This window comes from Flavicella sp. (assembly GCF_029238425.1).
GTDB lineage: Bacteria > Bacteroidota > Bacteroidia > Flavobacteriales > Flavobacteriaceae > Flavicella.
The window spans coordinates 48,465-73,692 of the sequence record NZ_JAQWGB010000017.1; the positions used below are offsets into that span (position 1 = coordinate 48,465).

The 25,228-nt window shown below is 33.2% G+C and carries 24 protein-coding genes; 15 read left to right on the forward strand and 9 right to left on the reverse strand.

All coding sequences use genetic code 11. The features are described 5' to 3' along the window. Nucleotides 1-32 precede the first annotated feature (32 nt). The 6 genes from P8H68_RS01155 to P8H68_RS01180 all read left to right on the forward strand — a co-directional run bounded on the left by P8H68_RS01155 (nt 33) and on the right by P8H68_RS01180 (nt 6,379). Nucleotides 33-1,427, forward strand: coding sequence for an NAD(P)(+) transhydrogenase (Re/Si-specific) subunit beta (locus tag P8H68_RS01155; protein WP_300320548.1), 1,395 nt, complete (start codon nt 33-35; stop codon nt 1,425-1,427). A gap of 270 nt (nt 1,428-1,697) precedes the next feature. Then, a complete protein-coding gene (gene hisS / locus P8H68_RS01160; RefSeq protein ID WP_300320551.1) occupies nt 1,698-3,074 on the forward strand; it encodes a histidine--tRNA ligase in 1,377 nt (458 codons plus the stop codon). 23 nt (nt 3,075-3,097) lie between these two features. Beyond that, nucleotides 3,098-3,784: a GTP cyclohydrolase I FolE gene (folE, locus tag P8H68_RS01165; RefSeq protein WP_300320554.1), complete on the forward strand. Its 687-nt coding sequence runs from the start codon at nt 3,098-3,100 to the stop codon at nt 3,782-3,784. A gap of 108 nt (nt 3,785-3,892) precedes the next feature. Then, complete coding sequence (locus tag P8H68_RS01170; protein WP_300320556.1) at nt 3,893-5,011, forward strand: DEAD/DEAH box helicase; 1,119 nt, start codon at nt 3,893-3,895, stop codon at nt 5,009-5,011. A gap of 65 nt (nt 5,012-5,076) precedes the next feature. Next, nucleotides 5,077-6,126, forward strand: coding sequence for an FAD-dependent oxidoreductase (locus P8H68_RS01175; RefSeq protein WP_300320558.1), 1,050 nt, complete (start codon nt 5,077-5,079; stop codon nt 6,124-6,126). Next, nucleotides 6,113-6,379: a hypothetical protein gene (locus P8H68_RS01180; protein WP_300320561.1), complete on the forward strand. Its 267-nt coding sequence runs from the start codon at nt 6,113-6,115 to the stop codon at nt 6,377-6,379. Before P8H68_RS01175 ends, P8H68_RS01180 begins: the two co-directional genes overlap by 14 nt. A gap of 23 nt (nt 6,380-6,402) precedes the next feature. Here P8H68_RS01180 and P8H68_RS01185 read toward each other — a convergent pair whose 3' ends face one another. Continuing rightward, the gene (locus P8H68_RS01185) at nt 6,403-6,861 is read right to left on the reverse strand and encodes a GyrI-like domain-containing protein (protein WP_300320564.1); all 459 of its coding nucleotides are present in this window, start codon (nt 6,859-6,861) and stop codon (nt 6,403-6,405) included. A 65-nt stretch (nt 6,862-6,926) separates the two neighbouring features. After that, nucleotides 6,927-7,622 (reverse strand): YafY family protein, encoded by a 696-nt coding sequence (locus P8H68_RS01190; protein ID WP_300320566.1) that lies wholly within the window; start codon nt 7,620-7,622, stop codon nt 6,927-6,929. A gap of 115 nt (nt 7,623-7,737) precedes the next feature. On the opposite strand from P8H68_RS01190, the gene P8H68_RS01195 reads away from it, so the two are divergent. Then, a complete protein-coding gene (locus P8H68_RS01195; protein ID WP_300320569.1) occupies nt 7,738-8,571 on the forward strand; it encodes a carboxypeptidase-like regulatory domain-containing protein in 834 nt (277 codons plus the stop codon). 23 nt (nt 8,572-8,594) lie between these two features. Here P8H68_RS01195 and P8H68_RS01200 read toward each other — a convergent pair whose 3' ends face one another. Both P8H68_RS01200 and gcvT read right to left on the reverse strand, forming a co-directional pair. Next, nucleotides 8,595-9,083, reverse strand: a complete 489-nt coding sequence (locus P8H68_RS01200) for a CIA30 family protein (RefSeq protein ID WP_300320571.1) — start codon at nt 9,081-9,083, stop codon at nt 8,595-8,597. 10 nt (nt 9,084-9,093) lie between these two features. Next, complete coding sequence (gcvT, locus tag P8H68_RS01205; RefSeq protein WP_300320573.1) at nt 9,094-10,176, reverse strand: glycine cleavage system aminomethyltransferase GcvT; 1,083 nt, start codon at nt 10,174-10,176, stop codon at nt 9,094-9,096. Nucleotides 10,177-10,438: 262 nt separating this feature from the next. On the opposite strand from gcvT, the gene P8H68_RS01210 reads away from it, so the two are divergent. After that, nucleotides 10,439-12,298 (forward strand): sulfatase-like hydrolase/transferase, encoded by a 1,860-nt coding sequence (locus tag P8H68_RS01210; protein ID WP_300320576.1) that lies wholly within the window; start codon nt 10,439-10,441, stop codon nt 12,296-12,298. Nucleotides 12,299-12,341: 43 nt separating this feature from the next. On the opposite strand, the gene thrC is transcribed toward P8H68_RS01210, so the two are convergent. The 3 genes from thrC to thrA form a co-directional block, all read right to left on the reverse strand. Beyond that, entirely contained in the window at nt 12,342-13,640 is a 1,299-nt protein-coding gene (gene thrC / locus P8H68_RS01215; protein ID WP_300320579.1) for a threonine synthase, read from the reverse strand. A 45-nt stretch (nt 13,641-13,685) separates the two neighbouring features. Beyond that, on the reverse strand, nt 13,686-14,609 hold the full coding sequence (locus tag P8H68_RS01220) for a homoserine kinase (protein ID WP_300320581.1): 924 nt from the start codon (nt 14,607-14,609) through the stop codon (nt 13,686-13,688). 81 nt (nt 14,610-14,690) lie between these two features. Then, nucleotides 14,691-17,141, reverse strand: coding sequence for a bifunctional aspartate kinase/homoserine dehydrogenase I (gene thrA, locus P8H68_RS01225; protein WP_300320584.1), 2,451 nt, complete (start codon nt 17,139-17,141; stop codon nt 14,691-14,693). Nucleotides 17,142-17,661: 520 nt separating this feature from the next. On the opposite strand from thrA, the gene P8H68_RS01230 reads away from it, so the two are divergent. Continuing rightward, nucleotides 17,662-19,161: a hypothetical protein gene (locus P8H68_RS01230; protein WP_300320587.1), complete on the forward strand. Its 1,500-nt coding sequence runs from the start codon at nt 17,662-17,664 to the stop codon at nt 19,159-19,161. A 63-nt stretch (nt 19,162-19,224) separates the two neighbouring features. On the opposite strand, the gene lysA is transcribed toward P8H68_RS01230, so the two are convergent. Together lysA and pepT are read right to left on the reverse strand one after the other, a co-directional pair. Continuing rightward, complete coding sequence (lysA, locus tag P8H68_RS01235) at nt 19,225-20,457, reverse strand: diaminopimelate decarboxylase (RefSeq protein WP_300320590.1); 1,233 nt, start codon at nt 20,455-20,457, stop codon at nt 19,225-19,227. Nucleotides 20,458-20,604: 147 nt separating this feature from the next. Next, nucleotides 20,605-21,831: a peptidase T gene (pepT, locus tag P8H68_RS01240; protein ID WP_300320592.1), complete on the reverse strand. Its 1,227-nt coding sequence runs from the start codon at nt 21,829-21,831 to the stop codon at nt 20,605-20,607. A 279-nt stretch (nt 21,832-22,110) separates the two neighbouring features. Here pepT and P8H68_RS01245 point away from each other — a divergent pair, with 279 nt between their 5' ends. The 6 genes from P8H68_RS01245 (at nt 22,111) to P8H68_RS01270 (ending at nt 25,067) form a co-directional block, all read left to right on the forward strand. Beyond that, on the forward strand, nt 22,111-22,515 hold the full coding sequence (locus P8H68_RS01245; RefSeq protein ID WP_300320594.1) for a DUF1842 domain-containing protein: 405 nt from the start codon (nt 22,111-22,113) through the stop codon (nt 22,513-22,515). A gap of 207 nt (nt 22,516-22,722) precedes the next feature. After that, complete coding sequence (gene rpsF / locus P8H68_RS01250) at nt 22,723-23,064, forward strand: 30S ribosomal protein S6 (protein WP_152287384.1); 342 nt, start codon at nt 22,723-22,725, stop codon at nt 23,062-23,064. Nucleotides 23,065-23,069: 5 nt separating this feature from the next. Next, nucleotides 23,070-23,366, forward strand: coding sequence for a 30S ribosomal protein S18 (gene rpsR / locus P8H68_RS01255; protein ID WP_300320598.1), 297 nt, complete (start codon nt 23,070-23,072; stop codon nt 23,364-23,366). A gap of 15 nt (nt 23,367-23,381) precedes the next feature. Next, a complete protein-coding gene (gene rplI, locus P8H68_RS01260) occupies nt 23,382-23,828 on the forward strand; it encodes a 50S ribosomal protein L9 (RefSeq protein ID WP_300320601.1) in 447 nt (148 codons plus the stop codon). 122 nt (nt 23,829-23,950) lie between these two features. Continuing rightward, on the forward strand, nt 23,951-24,577 hold the full coding sequence (locus P8H68_RS01265) for a hypothetical protein (protein WP_300320603.1): 627 nt from the start codon (nt 23,951-23,953) through the stop codon (nt 24,575-24,577). A 16-nt stretch (nt 24,578-24,593) separates the two neighbouring features. After that, complete coding sequence (locus P8H68_RS01270; RefSeq protein ID WP_300320606.1) at nt 24,594-25,067, forward strand: DUF6495 family protein; 474 nt, start codon at nt 24,594-24,596, stop codon at nt 25,065-25,067. Nucleotides 25,068-25,228: the final 161 nt, after the last annotated feature.

The window sequence follows — 25,228 nt, forward strand, 5'->3', positions numbered from 1 at the left end:
CTTGCTATAAATAGATTTTAAAAATATAAACGATGAGTATTTTATTAAGTATAATATATCTAATATCAACGGTTACGTTTATCGTTGGTCTTAAAAAGTTAGGACATCCAGAGACTGCTAAAAGTGGAAATTCAATTGCAGCTTTAGGGATGGGATTGGCTATTGTTGGAACTATTTTTATCAATGATATTGAAGTGCCAACAATTATTTATGTATTGATTGGATTGGCCATTTTAGTCGGTTCTATCATGGGATGGTTGATCGCTATGAAAGTAGAGATGACAAAAATGCCAGAATTAGTTTCTTTATTTAACGGGTTTGGTGGAGCAAGTGCTGCGTTGATTGGAGTTGTGGAATTTATTGGAAATGATAATATTGCAGGAACCGAAGCAACAATTGTTTCAACAATATTATCGGCTATTGCTATTGGAGCTATTACCTTTTCTGGAAGTTTGGTTGCTTGGGGGAAATTAAATGGTTCTTTAAAAAGTGTTGTGAAAATTCCTCAATACAACATCATAAATAATTTAGTGATTATTGGAATTGTTGCCTTTTCAGCATTTATGGTGATTACAGGTACAGATAGTCAAATATTATTATATGCTTTATTAGGAGCAGGTTTATTGTATGGAGTTTTATTTGTACTACCGATTGGAGGAGCAGATATGCCTGTAGTAATATCATTATTAAACTCATTGACTGGTATTGCTGCAGCTATTACAGGTATCTTGTATGATAATATGGTAATGCTTGTAGGAGGGATCTTAGTAGGTTCTGCTGGTATTATTCTTACAGTTGCAATGTGTAAGGCAATGAATAGAACTTTAGGCTCTGTAATTTTTGGTTCTTTTGGAGCGTCAGCAGTGGCGGAAGAAGGGGTGAACAAAACTCTAGGAACTATTAAAAAGACGACTTCTAGTGATACAGCTATTATGATGAATTACGCGCAAAACGTAATTATTGTTCCTGGATATGGTTTAGCCGTGGCACAAGCGCAACATGTTATTCACGAATTGGAAGAGATTTTGACCGGAAAAGGTGTGAATGTGAAATATGCAATTCACCCAGTAGCGGGTCGTATGCCAGGGCATATGAATGTATTATTGGCGGAATCTAACGTAGAATATAGTTTGTTGGCTGAAATGGATGATATCAACCCTCAGTTTAACAATGCAGATGTTGTATTGGTGGTAGGAGCAAATGACGTTGTAAATCCTGCAGCTCATAATGATCCAGCTTCTCCGATTTACGGAATGCCTATTTTAGATGTTGAAAATGCCAAGCATATTGTAGTAAACAAACGTAGTATGAAAGCAGGTTATGCTGGGATTGAAAATGAATTGTTCTACAACTCTAAAACTTCTATGTTATTTGGTGATGCAAAAGATGCATTGACAGAACTCGTGGGAGAATTGAAAGGGATGTAAAAAGTTCTAAAAATTATAGATTACAAACCTGACAGGTCTCTAAGACCTGTTAGGTTTTTTTCTGGTGTATTTTACAAGATTTAGGTTCTTAAAAAGATTCGAATTTTTCCTTTTTTAATTAATATAAAATCTCTCAAGCCTGCAAAGTCTTAAGAGGTTTTTTGTTTAAATAGATGTCATTTGTAGTTTATTTTTGAAGCCCAAAGTTTAAAAGGATTTTTTATACAACAAGTCTGTTTTTTTCGGATATTTGCAGCTTATTTTTTTATCATGGCACAAAAACCAAGTATTCCAAAAGGGACAAGAGATTTTTCTCCTATCGAAGTTGCAAAACGCGACTATATTTTTGGGACTATAAAACAGGTATTTCAAACTTTTGGATTTCAACCCATAGAGACACCTTCTTTTGAAAACTCATCTACTTTGATGGGGAAATATGGTGAAGAGGGAGATCGTTTGATTTTTAAAATCTTGAATTCTGGTGATTATTTAAAAAAAGCAGATGAAACCTTATTAACTGAGAAGCAAAGTACAAAGTTAACGTCTCAAATATCTGAAAAAGCCTTACGTTATGATTTAACTGTTCCTTTCGCTAGATATGTGGTACAGCATCAAAATGAATTGGAATTGCCTTTTAAAAGATTTCAAATTCAGCCAGTATGGAGAGCAGATCGTCCTCAAAAAGGAAGGTTTAGAGAATTTTACCAGTGTGATGCAGATGTAGTAGGAAGTAAATCACTTTGGCAAGAAATAGAATTTATTCAATTATATGATACCGTATTTAGTAAGTTAGGCTTGGTAGGTACGACTATCAAAATCAACAATAGAAAAATATTATCTGGTATTGCTGAAATTATCGGTGCTAAGGATAAATTAATTGATTTTACGGTTGCTTTAGACAAGTTGGATAAAATTGGTGCTGAGGGTGTAACCAAAGAAATGTTAGGAAAAGGAATTTCTGACGAAGCAATTGAAAAAGTAGCACCATTATTTTCTTTTAATGGTTCGAGTACTGAAAAATTAAATCAATTGGACGAAATGCTTGCAAATTCTGAAGAGGGCTTGCAGGGTGTAAAGGATTTAAGATTTGTTGTTGATAAAATAGAAGCATTAGGATTAGAATCTGCTTCTCTAGATGTTGATGTAACATTGGCAAGAGGATTGAATTATTATACAGGAGCTATCTTTGAAGTTTCAGCTCCAGAAGGTGTAAAAATGGGATCTATTGGAGGTGGAGGTAGATATGACGATCTTACAGGTATTTTCGGATTGAAAAATATGAGTGGTGTTGGAATATCTTTTGGTTTGGATAGAATCTATTTAGTTTTAGAAGAATTGAATTTATTCGCTAAGTTTGAAAAACCTAGACCTGAAGTGGTATTTATCAACTTTGGGGATGAGGAGGCTTTTTATGCTACAAAAGCAATAAAAGCTTTAAGAACAGAAGGAGTGAAGGCAGAGTTGTACCCTGATGCTGCGAAAATGAAAAAACAAATGAATTATGCTAACAAAAGAGAAATTCCTTTTGTGGTTATTGTAGGTTCAAAAGAAATAGAAGCGAATATATATACATTAAAAAATATGCAAAGCGGAGAACAACAAGAATGTAGTTTAGAAGAATTACTTCAAGTGGTGATTAATTCGTAAATTTGCAACATAATATAAGAACAATGTTTGAAGGAAAAAACGGAATGAGTATTGATAACATAGACGAGATCGGAGAAAATCATATCGCTACTTCAGCAGAGACACCTTTGCGTGAAGATGCTTTTGACATTTCTGATTCAGAAAAAATAAGTATTATCCAGGATAAGGTAAAAGATATCTTAATTACTTTAGGAATGGATTTGACGGATGATAGTTTGCAGGGCACTCCTAAAAGAGTCGCAAAATCATTTGTAAATGAATTGTTTGCAGGATTAAATCCAGCAAATAAGCCTGAGTTGTCAACTTTTGACAACACGTATAAGTATGGAGAGATGTTGGTAGAAAAAAACATAGTTGTTTATTCTACTTGTGAACACCATTTATTACCAATCGTAGGAAGAGCACATGTTGCATATATTTCAAAAGGGAAAGTAATAGGTTTGTCTAAAATGAACCGTATTGTGGAGCATTTTGCAAAAAGACCTCAGGTTCAAGAAAGGTTAACGATGCAAGTGGTTCAAGCATTACAAGAAGCTTTAGGAACGGATGATGTTGCTTGTGTTATTGATGCAAAACATTTGTGTGTTAATTCAAGAGGAATTAAAGATATCGAAAGTAGTACTGTTACTGCTGAATATGGTGGTGCTTTCAAAAAGAAAGATGTGAAACGAGAACTGCTAGATTATATCAAATTAGAAACAAACGTTTAAGATATATTAAAGAATAAAGAAGCCGCAATTTGCGGCTTTTTTTATTCATTTTTTTCACAGAATACAATTAGAATTAAAACTATCTTTGCAGTCTAAAATTATAAGGTTTTGAGCACATTTTCAGATTTAGGAATCTCTAAGGATTTCCAAAAGGCATTAAAAGAGAATAAAATTGTTTCTCCAACAGATATTCAAGAGAAATCTATACCTGTTCTATTAAAGCAAAAAACGGATTTTATTGGTTTAGCACAGACAGGAACTGGTAAAACAGCTGCTTTTGGTTTGCCGATACTACAAAACATAGATCCTAATAAAAATGAAATTCAAGCTTTGATTTTATCTCCAACAAGAGAGTTGGTACAGCAAATCAATAAGCAATTGTTTCGTTTCACAAAATATGCTCCAACAAAAATATTTTCAGAAGAATTATATGGTGGGGTTAAAATTGATATTCAAATTGAAAAACTGAAAAGACCGACACATTTTATTGTGGCTACTCCGGGTAGATTAGTAGATTTGATAGAGCGTGGAGCGTTAGATTTGACAAAGATCAAGACTATTGTTTTGGATGAAGCTGATGAAATGCTGAGTATGGGGTTCAAACAAGATTTGAATAGAATTTTAAATTACACAAATGGTACTCGAAACACTTGGTTGTTTTCTGCTACCATGCCGGAAGAAATTAAAAGAATCATCAATACCTACATGTCACCAAATGCTATAAAAGTGACTGTTGATGTAGATACCTTGATCAATAAAAATATTACACATCAATATGCTGTGGTAAATGGAAAAGAGAAATACAATACTTTGGTTTCTTTTCTTGAACAAAATCCAGATGGAAGGGGAATTGTATTCTGTAAAACAAGGGCTGGTGTTCAGAATTTGACAGAATATTTACAAGAAGATGAGTTTTCTGTAGGTGGTTTAGAAGGTGAAATGGGACAGAGGGACCGTGATAAGGTAATGCGAGCCTTTAAAAACGGGTCGAGACAAATTTTAATAGCAACGGATGTTGCTGCCCGTGGTATTGACGTTAAAGATTTGGCATTTGTCATTCATTACCAATTGCCAGAACAGTTAGAATATTATACCCATAGAAGTGGAAGGACTGCGAGAGCTGGTAAAAAAGGAATTTCTTTGGCGTTGGTTACAGCAACGGAATTAGGACGTTTGAGAGAGATAGAAAATGATTTAGAAATTAGAGCAAAACAAGTTAGTATCTAATTTTTATTACGACAATAACAAAAGCCTGTTTACTAAATAAACAGGCTTTTTGTATATTAGAAAGAATGTTAAAAGAATATAAATATATAATTGTTGGAGCTGGCCTATCAGGTTTGGTTACCGCATATAAATTAAAGCAAAAAGGAGAAGAGGATTTTATTATTCTAGAGTCTAGATCAAGAATAGGTGGGAGAATATTGACGAAAGATCATATAGATTTTGGAGCAACCTGGTTGCAAACCTATCATACAGAACTGCTGGGATTGTTAGAAGAATTAAAAATTAAAGTCTTTGATCAATATTCTAAAGGAAAAAGTGTTCTGGTCTATAGTTCAATGTCTCCAGTTCATTATTTTGAAATGGATGCTTCTCAACCAGCTTCGAAAAGAGTCGTAGGAGGTACTCGGAAATTGATTGATACTTTGTATAAATCGGTTGAAGATAAAGTGGTGTTAGCTACTGAAGTTCTCGGCATTCAAAATCAAGGAACGTATATTATGATTAAAACTACCGATAAAAGTTATGTAGGAGCTAAAGTGGTTTCTACTTTACCACCATTATTAGCATCAGAATTAAATTTTGAGCCAAGTTTACCAGATAGTGTTCAAACAGCCATGGAGCAAACGCATACTTGGATGAGCAATGCAATAAAAGTAGGAATTCATTTTGAGACTCCTTTTTGGAAGAAGAAAGGTTTTTCTGGAACCGTAATAGGTCAAGCGAGTCCTGTTGTAGAACTGTATGATCATACGAATTTTGAAGAAAATACATATGTTTTAAAGGGCTTTGTCAATGAAAGCTTAAGAGAGTTGACATCAGATGCTCGAAGAGAAAGAATTCTTAACTTTCTAGAAAAGTACTTAGGTGAAGAAGTGCAAAATTATCTGAGCTATGAAGAAAAAGACTGGTCATTGGACACTTATACTTCTGGTAAAAGTTTGAATTCCTATTATTTGAGTCCACAATACGGTAATCCAATCTTTCAGGAATTGTATTACGACTCTAAATTAGTATTTTCGGGTACGGAGACTTCAGAAACTTATGGAGGATATTTAGAAGGAGCCGTTAGGAGTGGCGTTAATGCATTTAAATTAATTTCAAATGAATCTGACTAAGTCAAATAAGTTAATCATAGGCATTCTTTGTGATATCATCGGAATGGGGTCTTATCTGATTCCTGGAGCAGGAGAATTTTTTGATATTATTTGGGCTCCGTTATCATTATATATAATGGTAAAAATGTACAAAGGAACTGAAGGGAAAGTAGCTGGTGCTGTTTCTTTTATAGAAGAAGCCCTTCCAATAGATTTTGTTCCCACGTTTACCTTGATGTGGTTGTATACTTATAAATTAAAAAAAGGGCAGTAAAATTAGTACCGCCCTTTTTATATTTATTGTACGGCTACATAAATTGAAGCTTCTCCGTTAGTAGGGTTCATTGCTTTTTCGTCATAGATTTCTATGTCAGTTGTATACCTTCTGTTTAAATTTGTATTCCAAATTTTTCTCCAGGTATTGATAACGGCATCTTTTGTTAAGTCGCCTTTTGCCGTAAATTTTTTGTATTGTGCCTTAGGCACTATTTTTACAGACAACTCTTCTGGAATTTTATCTAGATTAGAAACCTCATGACCAAGGACCATGGTGTAATTGCCATTGTGATCAGACTCATAGTCGGTATACAAAGCATAGATAGTTTCATTTTTTTTATGAGCCAATTCTTTTAAAGATTGGGTTTGCATAAATTCCTGCCATAATTTAGGGATTTGTACTTCTGCCTTTCCGGCATGATTTGAGGTTCTTGTCTCAATTCCAACAATGGCCAATGCATCTTTTTCTACAGTATTCATAGGTGTTAAATTTTTAATTCTTTTCAAAAATAAACACGGTAAATGACAGAGGTATGTCAGGGGTGTTATTTGTCTTTATAATAATTTTTATAAAACTCTTCTAAAGTCATATTATGAGATTCAAAATGAACAAGTGTTCGTTTTATATTTTGAATGCGATCTACCCTAAACATTCTAAATTCTTGTCGCAATCTGCAAAAAGCTATTAGCAACCAATTCTCTTGTGTGCTATAGAGCGCAAAAGGTTCTACTTCTCTTTTAGATTCTTTTGATTGTAGAGATAGATAATTAATTTCTAAAAGTTCAAAATTGGTGATGGCAGACTGTAAAAGCATTAAGTAATTACTTGTCTTTTGTTCTTGAAAATTGGCATTAAAATATATTCTATCCGATAGTAGGGTTGTCTTTTCTTTTTGTTGTGATTTTAGAGTGGCCTTTATTTTTAAAATGGCCTCACTATAGTGTTTGGTAAAAGAGGAATCTTTGTTTTTTAGAATCAGTTGTTCTGCAGTAATCAAAGCATTCGCCTCCTCTTCGGTAAACATAACTGGTGGCAATTTGTAACCTTCCATCAGAGAATGACCTTTCCCTTCTTCAGTAAATACAGGAATACCAGAGTTTTCTAAAGTTCGAATATCGCGATATATAGTTCTAATACTAACTTTATGTTTTTCAGCTAGACTTCTAGCTGTCGTAATATGCTGTGATTGTAATTGAGTGAGAATAGAAGTAAGTCTTGATATTCTAGGTTTTTCTTCCATATAGTTTTAGTTGATGAACAAATGTTAACAGGTTTTTTGCTTTTGGTTAACGGTGTTTTATGTTTGATTAATTGCGATTGTAAGCTAATGATAATATTTTTAGAATAAAAAAAGGATGCTATTTAAAACTGTTTTTAGACTAGGCTTCTTGTGTCTATGTATCATAAATATACAAGAAATAAGGGGTCAAATTAAAGGACGAATTATGAATGATTCAGTTCCTGTGGAAGGAATTCATGTATTAAACTTAAATAATGATTTGGGAGCTGTAACCAATGAAAATGGCGAGTTTGAAATTGAAACGAGTTTGAATGATACATTATTTTTTTCGGGAGTGAAATATTTACCAAAAAAAATAGTAATTGAAGAAATGATAAGTATTCAGAAAAACATGACAGTTGAGTTGGAAGAATTTACCAATGAATTAAATGAAGTTTTTTTAGATAATAAGAACGTTCTTTTAGTTAGTCTTGGTGGAAAAGACACTTCCGATACAATTGAGCTCTCTTCTATCGCTTTGGATTTTACCTTTGTTCCATTGAATGAACCCTATGAAATGACTGTTGATGAGATACTGGCATCAAGCAATGATGATATTTCACTTTTTAAAGGTGGTGGTGGGGCTAATCTTATAGAGCTTGTAGGGATATTATTGAGTCCTTTAGCCAAAATTGGAAAAACGAGGAGATCTGAGAAAAAAACAAGTAAAAAGCGAAAAAAAAATCATGAGAAAGAGGTTTCAGAGGCTTTGGATAAAATTAGACCTGATTTTGGTGATAAGTTTTTTATAGGAATTTTAAAGCTTCCAGAGGCTCATATTGATTTATTTATCAAGCATTGTGTATCAAAAGGTATTGCTGAATTGTATGTTAGGAATGATAAATTTGGGATTATGGAAGTGTTTCTAGAGGAAATAAAAGGATACAAAACTCTACATAACTTGAAATGAGTTTGTGATTTTTTTACTTAAACCTATAGGAGTTCGATTTTATTCAATCGTAATTCGAAATCTTCGCTTTTTTTGTTTCCTATCAAAAAAACAATTTCAGAAATACTGTTTTCTTGAAAATTAGTGAGTTCCATTTTTCTTCCTCGATACATAGGAATAAAGTCTTGGAGAATAAATTCAATGTCTTGCCATTCATTGGTCGTTTTGAATGGATGTATGTATGAATGTTTTTGAGTGCTGTTTTCTTTTATTCTTACTTGATAATTTTTAGTATCCCCTTTTAAAGAAATCTTTATTTTTGAAAAATCCGCAATATTTATTTTTGGAAAAGTATACTTTACCATGGCAAAACCTCCATTGTTTTCGAGAGAAACAGATCCTCTAAAAACTCCGTTGTTTTGATCGACTAAAAACTCACTTTTAGAAATGCCACCCATGACAAAATCATTGACAATTCTCCATTGAGAAATATCAATGTTGTTATTAAAGTCGAAGAGCTTACTTTCTTGCATCTCTAAAAAATTATTTTTTATAAAATGGCATTTTTACAACCTGTGCTTTTAGCGAGCGTTTTCTTACTTTGATGTATATTTCACTTCCAATTTTTGAAAACTCAGTAGATACATATCCCATACCAATTCCTTTTTTAACGGAGGGTCCCATTGTACCAGAAGTAACAATACCAATTGCTTTTCCTTCTGCATCGACAATTTCATAATCTTTTCTTGGCACACCGCGGTCGATCAATTCAAAGCCTACTAATTTTTTAGAAACACCTGTTTCTTTTTGAGTTTTTAAAAAGTCACTATTTGTAAACTCATTATTAAACTTTGTAATCCATCCTAATCCAGCCTCTAAAGGAGATGTAGTGTCATTGATGTCGTTTCCATATAAACAATAACCCATTTCTAAACGAAGGGTGTCTCTTGCTGCTAATCCAACAGGTTTGATATCAAAATCAGCTCCTGCCTCAAAAACTTTGTTCCAAATTTGTTCTACCTCTGAGTTTTTGCAATAAATTTCAAAACCTCCCGAACCAGTATAGCCTGTTGCAGATATAATTACATGCTCAATTCCTGCAAAATCTCCCACTTTAAAAGTGTAAAATTTAATAGCGGCTAAGTCAACTGATGTCAAGCTTTGCATCGCTTCTACAGATTTAGGTCCTTGTATGGCCAATAAAGAATAAGCGTCAGATAAATTCCTCATCGTAACATTTGCTTCATTCTTAGCACTAATCCAGTTCCAATCTTTTTCAATGTTAGATGCATTTACGACAAGTAAATAGGTGTTTTCTTTAATTCTATAAACTAAAAGATCATCCACAATACCTCCATCTTCATTTGGCAAACAACTATATTGAGCATCTCCGATGTTTAGTTTAGAAGCGTCATTGGTTGTAACTTTTTGAATTAATTCTAATGCACCGTCACCTTCAATTAAAAATTCACCCATATGAGATACATCAAAAACACCAACACTTTCCCTTACAGTACTGTGTTCTGCATTTACACCTTCGTATTGAATAGGCATATTGTAGCCAGCAAAGGGTAAAATTTTAGCACCTAAAGATTCGTGAATATGGTTTAACTGTACGTTTTTCATGAGTTTGAATTTAAAATCAATTGTGATTGCAAATTAAAGAAATTTTAATGCAAGAAATGAATCAAAACTAAGAAATCCTTGACCAATTATTCGAATAGGGCTTTATATATTGTTATACAGTAGTCATTAATTAAATGCATCATCTTGATAAAAACTGATATGGCTGGATTTTATCTGAACATTACTGGTATTCTGTTTTGAATAAGGATTTTAAAAAAGGTATTTCTGTACATTTGAAAGAATGAATGACAAAAAGAATAGTATGAAGATCAATTATTATGTAGTGATGATAGCACTTTTTTTAGGTGTAAAGGGGAGTTCCCAATCACAACCCAATATATTATGGATCGTTACAGATGATCATCGAGCAGATGCATTGGCATGTTTTAATGAAGCAACTACAGGAGAAAAAGAAAGTGCTCTTGGATATGTATCCTCTCCCAATTTGGATCAGTTGGCAAAAGAAGGAGCTTTGTTTGTGAATGCCTTTTGTAATTCTCCGGCATGTGGACCTTCTAGAGGTTCTATGCTCAGTGGGAGATATCCTTTTAAATCTGGACATTATTCTTTCAATCCAACGCATCAAGCTCCAGATTTTACAAAACCTACTTTTCCTCAAGAATTACAAAAGAGCGGATATAATACAGCTTTATTTGGAAAAGATGGCTGCTACATTTTTCAATGGGGACCTGGACAAGGTTTTAAAAATGCGCATCATTACAATTCATCTGTTAGTTTCAAACACGATTTGCAAAAGCATGATATTGGTGATTTTTGGAACCAACCTGTTTATTTGAAAAATACCTGGAAAAATTTAGGAACTGAAGAACGTGTGAAGTATCCAGATGGAACGATTGAAAATTATTTTATCAGTAAAAAAGAAGGTGAAATATCTGATGAAGATAAAAAATTAAAGAAAAGGATTGAAAAAGATTATGAAATATTACGTGCTTATAAAAGGTACAATAAAGATTTGATCATTGGTGGTCAAAATCCACTTCCTGCAGGAGAAACCATTGATGCAAAAATAGTAGAGGAGTTTCAGAGTTATTTAGAGAATCAAGATGGTAGTTATAAAACAACTTGGGGAGAAAACAGAAAGGGAGCGGAGTCTGGCAAGCCTTTGATGATAAACTTAGGTTTTCATTTACCGCATACGCCTGTATTACCTCCAAAGTCATTTAGAGATACATTTAAGAAAAAAAGCTACAGAGTTCCTGATTTTGATGCGAAAGATTTGAATAAGTATACACCTCAAATGAAAAAACTGTATAAAAACTTGAATATGCATGAGATGTCTTATGAAGATAAGATACAGGCAATTCAAGATTATTATGCATTCTGCGCTTATGGGGATGCCTTGATAGGTGAGGCGGTGAATTCATTTAAAAAATATTGTAAAAAAAATAACCAAGAATATTTGATTCTATTTACAGTTGGAGATCATGGTTGGCATTTGGGCGAGCAGGGTATTGAAGCTAAATTTGGTCCTTGGGAGAAATCAACCAAAGGTGCGATGATTTTGGTTTCATCTGATACATCAAAAGTGCCACAAGGGATAGTCCAAAATCAATTGATAGAATATGTTGATATTGCACCAACATTGTTAAAAACGGCTGGTGTTTCGATAGAGAAAAAACAATATGACTATTTAGATGGAGTCGATTTGTATGAATTTGTAGGGAATGATAAAGAAGTTCGCGAATACGTATTAGGAGAAATTCATTTGGTTGCTGGTCCGAGAGCTTATTTAAGGTGCAAAGATTTTGCTTTTTCTATGCGAACGAGGCCCCAAAGGAAATTAACTCCCAACCAAAATGTAAAATGGGCCTTAGAATGTTCTGTAAAAGAAGCCGAATTGGCCTTGTATGATTTGAGAAATGATCCTAACGAAAGAAAGAATGTTGCGACTGATAAAAAATATAAAAAGTTGGCGACTTGGTTTCGAGAAAAACTTGGGAATATTGTTCTTGGAGATGGAAGAATTGAGTGTGATTGGTCTCAAGAAAACACCTATAAGAAAAGTGATTTTGCAAAAGGTAGTGATGATAAAAAATTAATAATTCCTAAAAAAATAATTCCAAAAATTCAGATAGGAATAAAACAAAAAAACCTCGAATAATCTGAGAAAGTTTATTCGAGGTTTTTAATTTTAAATAGCTTTCTTAAGCTTTTAAGAAAGACTTAAGTTCATCATATTCTTTAATTTGAGATGCTTCTTTAGTAAGGTTTATCACTGCCTGAATCTGAGGAGGAATTTCAATGTTCTCAGCAACTCCAGGATATAAAACATCTAAAAACTTCACAGGATGTGCCGTTTCAAGAAAGATACCTTGTACATCACTATTTGTTTTTAAATAGTTTTTCAATGCTAAATAACCAATGGCTCCATGGGGTTCAGCAACGTAATTACAAGCTTTTAACAAGTGTCCTAAAGCAACAGTAGTTTCTTCATCAGAATAACTAAATCCAGATAAGTTTTTACGCAGAGCTTCAAGGTCATTGTTGTGAATTTCTTCAATACGTATAAAGTTACTTGGCGCACCTACATCCATTGCATTAGAAATCGTTTGAATAGATGGTTTTGGTTCGTAAGTACCTGTTTCCAAATAAGTAGGAACTACCTTATTTGCATTTGTACCAGTAATGAAATGTTCAATAGGTAAACCTAATTTTTGAGCCATCATTCCGGCGCAGATATTTCCATAGTTACCACTAGGAACAGAAAATACTAATTTTTTTGATTTGTCCTTTAATTGTTTGTATGCAAAAAAGAAATAGAACATTTGAGGTAACCAACGAGCAATATTAATCGAGTTTGCTGAAGTTAATTTCATATGATCTGTAAGATCAGAATCCAAAAATGCTTTTTTAACCATTGCTTGACAATCATCAAAAGTACCCGATACTTCTAGAGCTTTGATGTTTTGACCCAATGTTGTCAATTGTTTTTCCTGGATGTCTGATACTTTACCGCTTGGGTATAAAATAACAACATCTACACCTTTAACACCAAGGAATCCACTAGCAACAGCCCCTCCGGTATCTCCCGAGGTTGCAACCAATACAGTTACATCTTCTTGTGTTTCAGCTTGTGAATTAAAATACCCCAAACAACGCGCCATAAAACGAGCCCCTACATCTTTAAAAGCCATAGTAGGACCGTGGTATAATTCTAGCGACGAAATATTTTCATCAACTGGAACGACAGGGAAATCAAAACATAAAGTTTCCTCAATAATTCTTTTTAATTCATTTTCAGGAATTTCATCACCAACAAATTGTTTGATAGCTTCAAAAGCAATTTCATTATTGCTGTAGTTTTCAATATTCTCAATGAATTCTTTTGATAATGGAGTGATACTTTCAGGAAAGTACAATCCTTTATCTGGCGCCAATCCTTTTACAACCGCTTCTTCAAAGGTTGTATTAGGAGCTTTTTTGTTTAAACTGAAATAGTTCATTTTGTGTTTTTATATCTTAGTGTACCCTGAGCTAGTCGAAGGGTATTATTTAATAATTTTTATTCCTTCTGTATTTATTTTCGAAATATGAACATCATAGTCGATACCAACTTTTTCATACACGTTTTTCATCGATTCTGCCACTTTTTCTGCAATTTCTTTACCCTGACTTAATGCGTAAATAGAAGGTCCAGAACCAGAAATTCCTGCTCCTAAAGCACCCGCTTTGATACTGTCCTCTTTTACTGCGTCAAAGGCAGGAATCAAAATAGAACGAATAGGTTCTACAATATGATCTTGTAAGGATCTACCAATAAGACCATAATCCTCAGTATACAATCCGCTGATCAAAGCTCCAACATTTCCCCATTGCTTGATGGCTGTTTTTAAGGGAACCGATCCTCTTAAAATTTCACGTGCATCGGAAGTCTTAACCTCAATTTGAGGATGTATTACGGTTGCGTATAGTTCAGAGGGAGTGTGGATTGTTAAAACCTCTAGTGGCTCTGTGCTTTTTACCAAAGTGAATCCACCTAAAAGGGCAGGAGCCACGTTGTCTGCATGAGCAACACCACTTGCTAAGCGTTCTCCTTGCATAGCAAATTCAATCAAATCGTGATTAGAAAATGGTTTTCCCAACAATTCATTGATTCCGAAAACAGCACCAGCACTACTTGCAGCGCTAGATCCGATACCACTTCCTGGTTTGATGTTTTTATAGATTTCAATTTCAAAACCAAACTCCGTATCTACTTTTGACAATAAAGCCAAAGCAGCTACACCAGCAACATTTTTATGCGTTGCTAAGGGTAAATCTTGACCGACAATTTTGGTAATCGTCACTCCTTTTTTAGCCACTTTTCTAATGATCATTTCATCACCAACATTGTCTAAGGCTAGTCCTAATACATCAAAACCACAAGATACATTAGCGATGGTAGCAGTACAGAATAATTTTATTTCTTCCATTTTATAAGTTTTTAGTTTTGAATCCTTAGTTTTTAAATTAACTGAACTAAAAACTCAACACTCATAATTTATTAACAGTAATTATCCTCTTCCTATTCTAATGATATCTGCAAAAATACCAGAAGCGGTAACATCTGCACCTGCACCAGCACCTTTTACAATTAATGGATATTCAGGGTATCTTTCTGTAAAGAATAATACAATATTATCACTTCCTTGAAGGTTAGAGAATGGGTGTTTGCTGTCAACCTCTTGCAACGATACATTAGCTTTTCCGTCTACAAATTCAGCAACATATTTTAATTCAGCATTATTCGCAGCTGCTTTTTCTTTGATTGCTTCAAAGTGCGCTTTTTCTGAAATCAAAGTATTCTTAAAGTCTTCAATAGAATCTGCATCTAAACTAGCTTTAGGCAAAAAAGAAATATTTTCAATATCTTCTAAATTCATCTTTGTACCACTTTCTCTGGCCAAAATTAGAATTTTACGAGCAACATCAACACCACTTAAATCAATTCTAGGATCTGGTTCTGTAAATCCTAGGGCACCAGCTTCATCAACAATTGTAGCAAAATCTCCATCTCCGACAAAAGAGTTGAAAATAAAGTTCAATGATCCAGAAGCTACTGCTTGAATTTTATTAATTCTATCACCAGATTGAACTAAGTTGTTCAAGGTATTGATGATAGGCAATCCTGCACCCACGTTTGTTTCAAATAGGTAAGGAGCATTGTATTCTTGAGATAAAGATTTCAATTCAGCATAAATCTCATAGTCAGAGGATGCTGCAATTTTATTACAAGTTACAACAGCAATACTTTCTTTTAAATAACCAGCATATAATTGAGCAATATCATAATTTGCAGTGTTATCTACAAAAATACTATTGGCTAAATTTAATTCCATCACATTTGCGTGAAATTGATTCAAGTCCAAAGCTTCTCCGTTTTCTATCAAATTGTTTTTCCAATCAGAAAGATCGATTCCTTCTTCTTTAAAAAGCATTTTTTTAGAGTTTGATAATGCAATTACATTTACCTTTAATTGTAATTTTTCTAATAGGTATTGTTCTTGAGCTTCAATTTGCTCAATCAATTTACCACCAACATTTCCAACTCCAACTACAAACAAGTTTAAGTTTTTAACTTGGTTTTCAAAAAACTCGTTATGTAGAGAGTTTAATGCTTTTTTTATGTTTTTACTTGCAATCACTGTTGATATATTCTTTTCAGAAGCACCTTGTGCTATAGCTCTAATATTTACATTGTTTTTACCAAGAGTGCTGAACATAGTTCCGCTTATTCCTTGGTGATTTTTCATATTGTCCCCCACTAAGGCAACTATAGCCAATCCACTTTCTACTTGTAGAGGTTCTACCTTACCCAAAGCAATTTCATAAGCAAAGGCTTCATCAATAATTTGCTTTGCTTTCTCAGCATCAGCATCATTGATTCCAATACAAATTGAATGTTCAGAAGAGGCCTGTGTGATAAGGGTTACATTTATTTTTTCTTGAGATAAAGTCTCAAACAAACGCTTAGAAAAACCTGGAATTCCAATCATTCCATTACCTTCTAAAGTAATTAAACTTACTTCATTGATATGGCTGATTCCTTTGATCAAAGTTTTACTTTCGTTATTGTTTTTAGAAATATAAGTTCCTGCAGCATCAGCATCAAAAGTATTTTTGATGACCATTGGGATTTCTTTTTTAAGAACAGGTTGTACCGTTGGAGGATACAATACTTTCGCTCCAAAATGAGATAATTCCATCGCTTCTTGATAAGAAATAGTAGCAATAGGATACGCTCCTTTTACTAATTTTGGATTAGCAGTATACATACCACTCACATCAGTCCATATTTCTAAGATAGAAGCATCTAAAGCTGAAGCCAAAATAGCAGCAGTATAATCTGATCCACCTCTACCTAAAGTTGTTGTTTCACCATCTTTGTTTGCAGCAACAAAACCAGGCATCACAATAATTTGTGACGTATTTTCTTTAAAGAATGCCACGATGTTTTTTGAAGTAGTATCAATATCAACGATCGCTTGTGTAAAGTCATCATTCGTAAGGATTAACTCTCTACTATCTTTGATGTCTACATTTTCTACTTTTGCTTTTAAGGCGTTTACAACAATAAAAGAAGAAAGTCTTTCTCCAAAACTTACAATTTTGTCATGCGTTTTGTCTGAGAATTCTTTCAATAAAGAGACACCTTCCAAAGTGCTTTGCAATTCATTTAAGATTTTTTTCAAACCTCCAAGAACACCAGATTGTTTATCAATTGGAATCAAAGAGCGTACGGCTTCGATATGTCTATTTTCAATAGCTTCAAAGCTAGCTGTAAAAGCACTATCTCCATTCTTAGCAAGGTCTCCAGCTTCCAATAAAGTATCAGTGGTTCCTCCAAGAGCAGATACTACGACTACTAATTTTTCTTTTTGAGCACTTTCTTTTAGGATGTTGATTACCTTCGATATGTTTTCTGCATTTGCTACCGAAGTTCCTCCGAATTTTAAAACTTTCATTTTTTATTTTTTATCTCTCATTTCAAACGAGAGTATTTGTAGTTTCTTTGTGTTTTTGTAGAAAATAAAACAATTTTACTTCCTCTTTTTTTTTACCCATGCTACAGGTTAAGTCTAACTTTTTAGACATAGGATTTGTTTGATATGTATAGTGGATTAACCCCAAAGGGTTGTTGTATTTCCAGTTGTAAACATAGAAATAGTTCCTAATGAATTAGGAATGTATGTAGTATATGTATTTTTCTTTGAAAAAATCATGCTGCAAATATACAGAAATCTATTAAAAAGCCACTTTGAATAGAGAAAAAAAACAGGATGTTTATTTTTTTGAGTGAATCCATTTTTTAGAGCTAAAGAATCCTTGAAAATGATTGAGAATATTGGGGATATTTAAGATTCTTCTTATTCTAGGTTTAGCTACGGTTATAACCTAAAAATGTACAAATATGGATTAAAATGAGTACAGGTGATTTGGCGAGATATCTTTGGGTGTTAAAGAATAAAAATTATAATGAATAAAATGAAAGTTAAAATTTACTCCGGGTTTGCAGCTGTTTGCATCTTTTTAATGGTAGCATCATGTTCCAAAAAAGAAAAACAGAAATTATATAATGAGGTAGAGAGCGAAAAGAGCTGTCTTGCCGAACCAAGCTGGTTTCCACACAGTCAGACTACAAATCCGAAAGAAGGAAAAGACAGTCCTTTTGCAAATGGTAAAACCGTAACCAATTTAGATTTCTATAAATGGTCTTGGCAAAAGTTTTTATGGTTGACAAAGCCAGTTCAAGTATCAAGAACCTTAAATATTATTGATGATGGCAAGTTAAAACCCTTGACTATTTTAGATACATTGCCTTTGTTTTTAGTAGAGGATAAAATAATAGCTATTGATGATGCCATGAGAGAAATAAAAACAAGAGGAGGTGCAAATGTACATTTGATCTATAATGAACAAGCTTGTTCCAATCAAGTTTTGCAAAGCAATCCTGATTATGGTTTAGAAAAGACTTCATATGAAGTTTTGTATTCATTACATACGAGTCCAATAATGCAGCAAGCGGCTAAGGATTTTATTTACCAAATGGAAACAGGTGTTTTAGATTCTGTTGTGAATTACAAAGGGTTCCCGGTAGGTTCTTTAGAGTTAAAAGTTTCTTGGATTGATATTGCAGCGCTTCCAGATGGAGAAGTTGCTAATTATTTTGTAACAAAAGCAGCTATTAGTAGAGACGGTGGAAAGACTTTTAAGGTTAGAGATGCTGCTATGTTGGGGATGCATGTTGTAGGTGTGGTAGAAAATCATCCAGAATTTGTTTGGGCAACCTTTCAAAAGAAAGACATGACAGTTGCCTATGATTTTCCTAATAATAAAGCAACCGCTTCTGAGGAAAAGTTATTGTTTAAAAAAGGAAGTACAAGTGGTATAGAGGGAATTTTATTTCCTAATAATGGAAAAACTCCAACTCCATATGAAGCATATGAGTTATTTGAGTATGGTGTACCGGTAAATAAAGATGGTTCCTTTATGGTAACTTCTCAAAGTGAGCCAAACAACTTAAATAATATCAAGGATATCAATACTTGTGTGTCGAATAATTTGAAGGATGTATTTAAGAATTATTATTGTAATGGAGCCGTTTGGTTAAATACAGAAGATTATAAAACAGCAGAAGAGCAAGGAAGAATGATTGTTTCATTAGGGAATCATATAGGATCAGCAGAACCAAAGGGAAAAGGTGAACTCGGACTCTTGAGAGGATCAACGAACTGTGCAAATGCTACCATGGAGACTTTTACCCAAACTTTTCAATCAAGTTTGGATAGTGTAAATGTGAGTACTTTGGCAAATTGTTTTTCTTGTCATACTGCTCCAAGTTTTAAAAATTATAGCATTCAATCTCCTTTGTATGTGAGTCATATTTTTGATGCTGCCGTGCAAAGAAGTAACGGAAGCTCAGATAAGGAAATTGAGTTGATGAAAAACAAACAGGTATTGATGCACTTTATTGAGCATAATTAACAGGATACAAAAAATAAAAAAGGCGCTATGAAAATAGCGCCTTTTTTTTTGAGATATATTCGATTAGAAGTTTACTTCTATCTGATTTCTTAGAATGTCATCCATCGTTTCTCTCTCTCTAATTAAATAATCCTGACCGTTATAAACCATTACTTCAGCAGGTCTAAATCTAGAATTGTAATTAGAAGCCATAGAGAAACAGTAAGCTCCTGCATTGTGGATACATAAAACATCACCTTCAGAAACAGTCCCTAAACTTCTTTTAGCTCCAAAAGTATCTGTTTCGCAAATATATCCAACCACAGAATATTCTTGTTCTTCAGCATTTGGGTTTGAAATATTTGTGATATGTTGGTAGGCATCATACATCATAGGACGTATCAAATGATTCAAACCACTATCAATACCTGCAAACGTAATGTTTGGCGTTTCTTTGATAACGTTTACAGTAGCTAAGAATTTTCCAGACTCACTAACCAAGAATTTTCCTGGTTCAAAAATCAATGTCAATTCTTTTCCATATTCTTTGCAGAAGTTGTTAAAACTATCCCCTAATAATACACCAAGTTTTGCTAAATTAGTTTCATTGTCTCCAGGCTTGTAAGGAACTTTAAATCCACTTCCAAGGTCAACAAATTCTATTGTTTTAAATTGTCTAGCAATTCCAAGTAAAATTTCTGTAGCTTCTACAAAGGCTTCTAGATTAGAAATATCAGATCCAGTGTGCATATGTACACCGTTGATTGTCATTCCAGTTTTATTTACAACTTCTAAAATAGCTTCAATTTGAGATACTGAAATACCAAACTTAGAATCAATATGCCCAACAGAAATTTTAGCATTACCTCCTGCCATAACATGTGGATTCATACGAATCGCCACAGGGTAATCAGGGAAATCGGTTCCAAATTTTTCAAGACTGTATAAGTTATCCAAAGTGATTTTTACACCAAGGTTTTTTGCTTCTATAATTTCATTATACGAAACTCCATTCGGCGTATATGAGATGTTTTTAATATCAAACCCTGCATGAATACAAAGTTTTACCTCTTGTATAGAAACACAATCTGTTCCTGAGTTCAAACGATTCAATACTTTTAAAACATTGATGTTTGTATTCGATTTTATCGCATAGTTTAGCTTCACATTCTTTACCCCAGAAAATGCATTCATCATGCGGTTGTACTGTGATTCAATTTTGTTGGCATCGTAAACATAAAGCGGAGCTCCATATTTCTCTACTAAAGATAAAAGGATTTGATTGTTCATTTTAATTGTATTTTTATTCTGTTGCAAAGATTCAACTATTCTTTAAAATAGTGAGCCTTTTTAAATGATTTTATCAAAATAATACAGATTGTTTAAAATTAAACATCTTGTGTTTTTGATATTCAGTTAGTTGAATTGTTTTTTTTTGTGGAACCGTTGTTTGCTTTATGTGTCTTATGTTCTAGCAACAATTTGAGCAATGTTTACAATGACTTCTGTTGCCTTTATCATAGATTCTACGGGTACATATTCATATTTACCATGAAAATTATGTCCACCAGCAAAAATATTTGGGCAGGGTAGCCCTTTGTATGACAGTTGGGAACCATCCGTCCCACCTCTGATAGCCTTGATCAAGGGTTTGATTTGTGCTTGTTCCATTGCTTCTTTTGCAATATCCACGATATGCATCACAGGCTCTATTTTTTCCTTCATATTGAAATATTGATCGTTAATTTCAACGGAAACAATAGTTGAATTGTACTTTTTATTGATTGTATCTGCAGCTTGCTCAACTACTTTTTTACGTTCTTGAAATAAGTCAAAATCATGATCACGAATAATATATTCCAAAACAGTTTTTTCAATATCTCCGGAAAAGGTATGTAAATGGAAAAAACCTTCATATCCTGTAGTTTTTTCTGGAACTTCATTTTTAGGCAATAAAGAAGCAAACTCATTTCCAATAAGAATTGAATTTACCATTTTATCTTTGGCATAACCTGGATGCACACTTTTTCCTTGGATACTTACTTCAGCCCCTGCGGCATTAAAATTTTCATATTCGAGTTCTCCAACTTCACTTCCATCCATGGTATAGGCCCATTCTGCTCCAAATTTTTCTACATCAAATAAGTGAGCTCCTTTTCCAACTTCTTCGTCGGGAGTAAAACAAATTCTGATATTTCCGTGTTTGATTTGTGGGTTTTTGATAAGATGTTCCATGGCAGAAACTATTTCTGTAACTCCTGCTTTGTCATCAGCTCCCAACAGAGTTGTTCCATCCGTAGTAATTAAGGTTTGTCCTTTATATAATAAAAGGTCTTCAAAATAATCAGGCGAAAGAATGATTTTTTTTTCTTTGTTTAATACGATGTCTTTTCCATCGTAGTTCTCGTGTATTTGCGGATTTACGTTGGTTCCGGAGAAATCAGGACTTGTATCAATATGTGCCACAAAACCAATTGTCGGTACCTTTTTATCAATGTTACTTGGTAGAGTTGCCATGATGTAGCAATTTTCATCCAAAGTAACATCTTGCATTCCAATGGCTTTTAATTCCTCAACTAAAACATGTGCCAAATCCCATTGTTTTTCCGTGCTCGGGAATGCGGGATTGTTTGGATCAGATTGGGTATCTATTTGTATGTATTTTAAAAATCGATTGACAATTGGATGCATAAGATATAATTTGTTTCAAAAATAGCGCATCCGATAAAACTGACCATAAAAAGTGAGATAATTATATGACTGTTTTTATACCGATTTTAAAAACACTTAATCTCAAAAAAAAAGCGTTCAAGGAATTAATTAAAACTTAGAGAAATTAGTGGTGTAATTTAGAAGTAGAAATAGAGAAGGTAACTTCTTGTGTAGCTACAAATATTTCTAATAAATTGGTGGAATCCGAAAAACCAAGATAAATAGAGTAGGAACAATTAAATTATAAAATCAAACGCTATGAGTACAGTAACTGAATCACAAACAAACATTGCATCTGCTTATTTAACAAAAGGAACTATAGGAAATGTTGGATTGCCTGGAGCACCAATTGCTCATTTTTCATTAGTGGTAATAGCTGCAACGAATACAGTTTCAGGAGTAGTAGAAATTACGCAAGCAATAGATGCAAAACCAATCCAAGTACATGTAACTGGAAATATCAGATATACAGGGTATGGAAAAGTAACAAAAATTGTAAACCTTAAAGGACAGTATGTTGTTTCTGTACCACCTCCAGCAATTGGAAGTTATTTACAAGATTTTACAGCATTCATGGATATTGATGATAGCTGGAATGGTGTTGGTGGATTTACATATGGAAACACCGATATCAAGGATGTTCCTGTAAATTCAGATAACTAAAATAGTAATAGAAAGAGTAAATCTTTTTATAATTATAATTTTTAGAATCGTTCCTTTTTTAAAGGAACGATTTTTTTTGTTCGATATCTGATAATATTGCTGTTTTACAACGGATTGTCTTTGCTGTAAAAATAGAGTTTTTAGAGTGTTTTATTCAGAAATAAATTCTATATTTGCAGCCTTAAAAATAATTTTAAAATTAATATTATGAATCATTACGAAACTGTTTTCATTTTGAATCCCGTTTTATCTGATGTTCAGGTAAAGGAAACAGTACAGAAGTTTGAGGACTATCTTGTTTCTAAAGGTGCCAAGATGATTCACAAAGAAGACTGGGGGCTTAAGAAATTAGCTTACCCAATCCAAAAGAAAAAAAGTGGTTTTTATCACTTATTTGAGTTTAATTTAGAAGGAGCTAACCTAGCTGCATTTGAATTAGAGTTCAGAAGAGATGATAGCGTTATGCGTTATTTAACTGTAAAGTTAGATAAACATGCTGCTGCTTGGGCTGAGAAAAGAAGAGAACGTGTTAAATCTGCTAAAAAATAAGAATTATGGCGTCAATTGATCAACAAGCAAAAGGAGGTAAACAAGGTGATGTAAGATACCTTACTCCGTTAGATATCGATACTAAAAAAGAATCTAAATACTGTAGGTTTAAGAAAAATGGAATTAAGTACATTGATTTTAAAGATGCAGATTATTTAATGTATTTAGTAAATGAGCAAGGTAAAATTTTACCTCGTCGTTTAACAGGAACATCTTTAAAGTACCAACGTAAAGTGTCTGTAGCAATCAAAAGAGCTCGTCACTTGGCATTAATGCCTTATGTTGGAGATTTATTAAAATAATAAAGTAGATACGACATGGAAGTTATATTAAAACAAGACGTAGAAAACTTAGGATTTAAAGATGATATCGTAGCTGTGAAAAACGGATACGGAAGAAACTTCTTAATTCCTCAAGGACAAGCGGTTTTAGCAACAGGATCTGCTAAAAAAGTATTAGCTGAAAACTTGAAACAACGTGCTTTTAAAGAAGCTAAAGTTGTTGAAGAGGCTACTAAAGTAGCAGAAGCAATCAAAGGATTAGAAATTAAAATTACTGCTAAGGTTGGTGAAGGAACTAAATTATTTGGTTCTGTTTCTAACATAGACGTTGCTGAAGCAATTGCAAAAGCAGGTGTTGAAATTGAGAAAAAATTCATCAAAGTTACTGGTGGATTGATCAAAAGAACTGGAAAATACAATGCATCTATAAGATTGCATAGATCAGTTGTTTCTGAGATCTCTTTTGAAATCGTTGCTGAGTAATTTTTATTACACACATTGTAAAATCCACCGCTCTTTGAGTAGGTGGATTTTTTTTGTAAAAAAAAGTAGCTTATTTGTCAGGATGAATCAGATGACGGATATTTGCAGTTAAGAGAAAAATAATGATAGCATTTTTACATACTTCGGACATTCATATTCCAAAATTTGAAAAACTGGTTAGAAAATATAATAATGATGTTGAGATAAAACATTTTGTAAATTCTGATCTTTTGACCTCTGCTTTACAAACGGGTAAAACAGATACTGATAGTTTTATGTTAGAAGTTAAAAAAATAAAAAAATTGAAACCCAATTTGATTATTTGCACTTGTTCTACTTATGGAGCAGCATGTGATACTAATGAATCGATTCATAGAATAGATTTACCTATTGCGGCTTATTTGGTGGGTGAATATGATACTATTGGGTTGGCTTTTACCGCGACTTCTACACAGCTAGTCAGTGAAAAATTATTATTGAAACAAGCCGATAATATTGGAGAAAAAATAGCTATAACTCCGATAGATTGTTCTTCTGCATGGCAGTATTATGAATCTGATGATTTTGAGAATTATGCTAGGTCAATTGCAGCTACAATAGTAAAATATCAAGATAAAGTTGATGTTGTATTTTTGGCACAAGCTTCAATGGGAGGAGCTATAGATTATTTAAAAGATTTCTCTAAAAAGGTTTTTACCAGTCCAGAACATGGAGTACAGGAATACTTGAAACAGATACAGAATAAATAGATTAGAAAAGAATATTATGAAATATAGACAATTAACGAAAGAGCAGTTTGAAGAGTTACATGAAGAGTTTGCTCGTTTTTTGGCTTCTCAAAAGATTGATGTCAAAGAGTGGCAATCTATAAAAAAAGACAAGCCGGAAATGGCTGAAGAAGAATTGAATATTTTTAGCGATTTGGTTTGGGATGATGTATTGGCCAAAACGGAGTATGTTGAACATTATTCAAAGAGTAGTATCAATTTATTTAGATGTCAGGATACCTTAATAGAGAGAATCATGGTGAAAACTACGAAAGCGAATGTAGATTTTTTGAAAAAAACAGGAATAGATTGGTTGAGTAAAAATGCGGGTGATGCTAGTTTGGAATATTTTTATGCACATAAAGATTATTCCAAAGAGAGAAACGAAGAGATTTTTGGATTGATTGAAAAAGGAGGGATCATGACCCAAGGTCATTTATATGCATCTATTGCAGAAATAATTAAGAAATAGATTGCTATGGATACCAAAAAATTAATTCAGTATTTAGAGAATATTGTTACTGATGAAAGAAAGGAAATTTTCAAGAAGGTTTTAAAGGACAGAACCCGCCATTTTACAGTGATTTTAGAAGATTTATATCAAAAACATAATACAAGCGCAATTACTAGAAG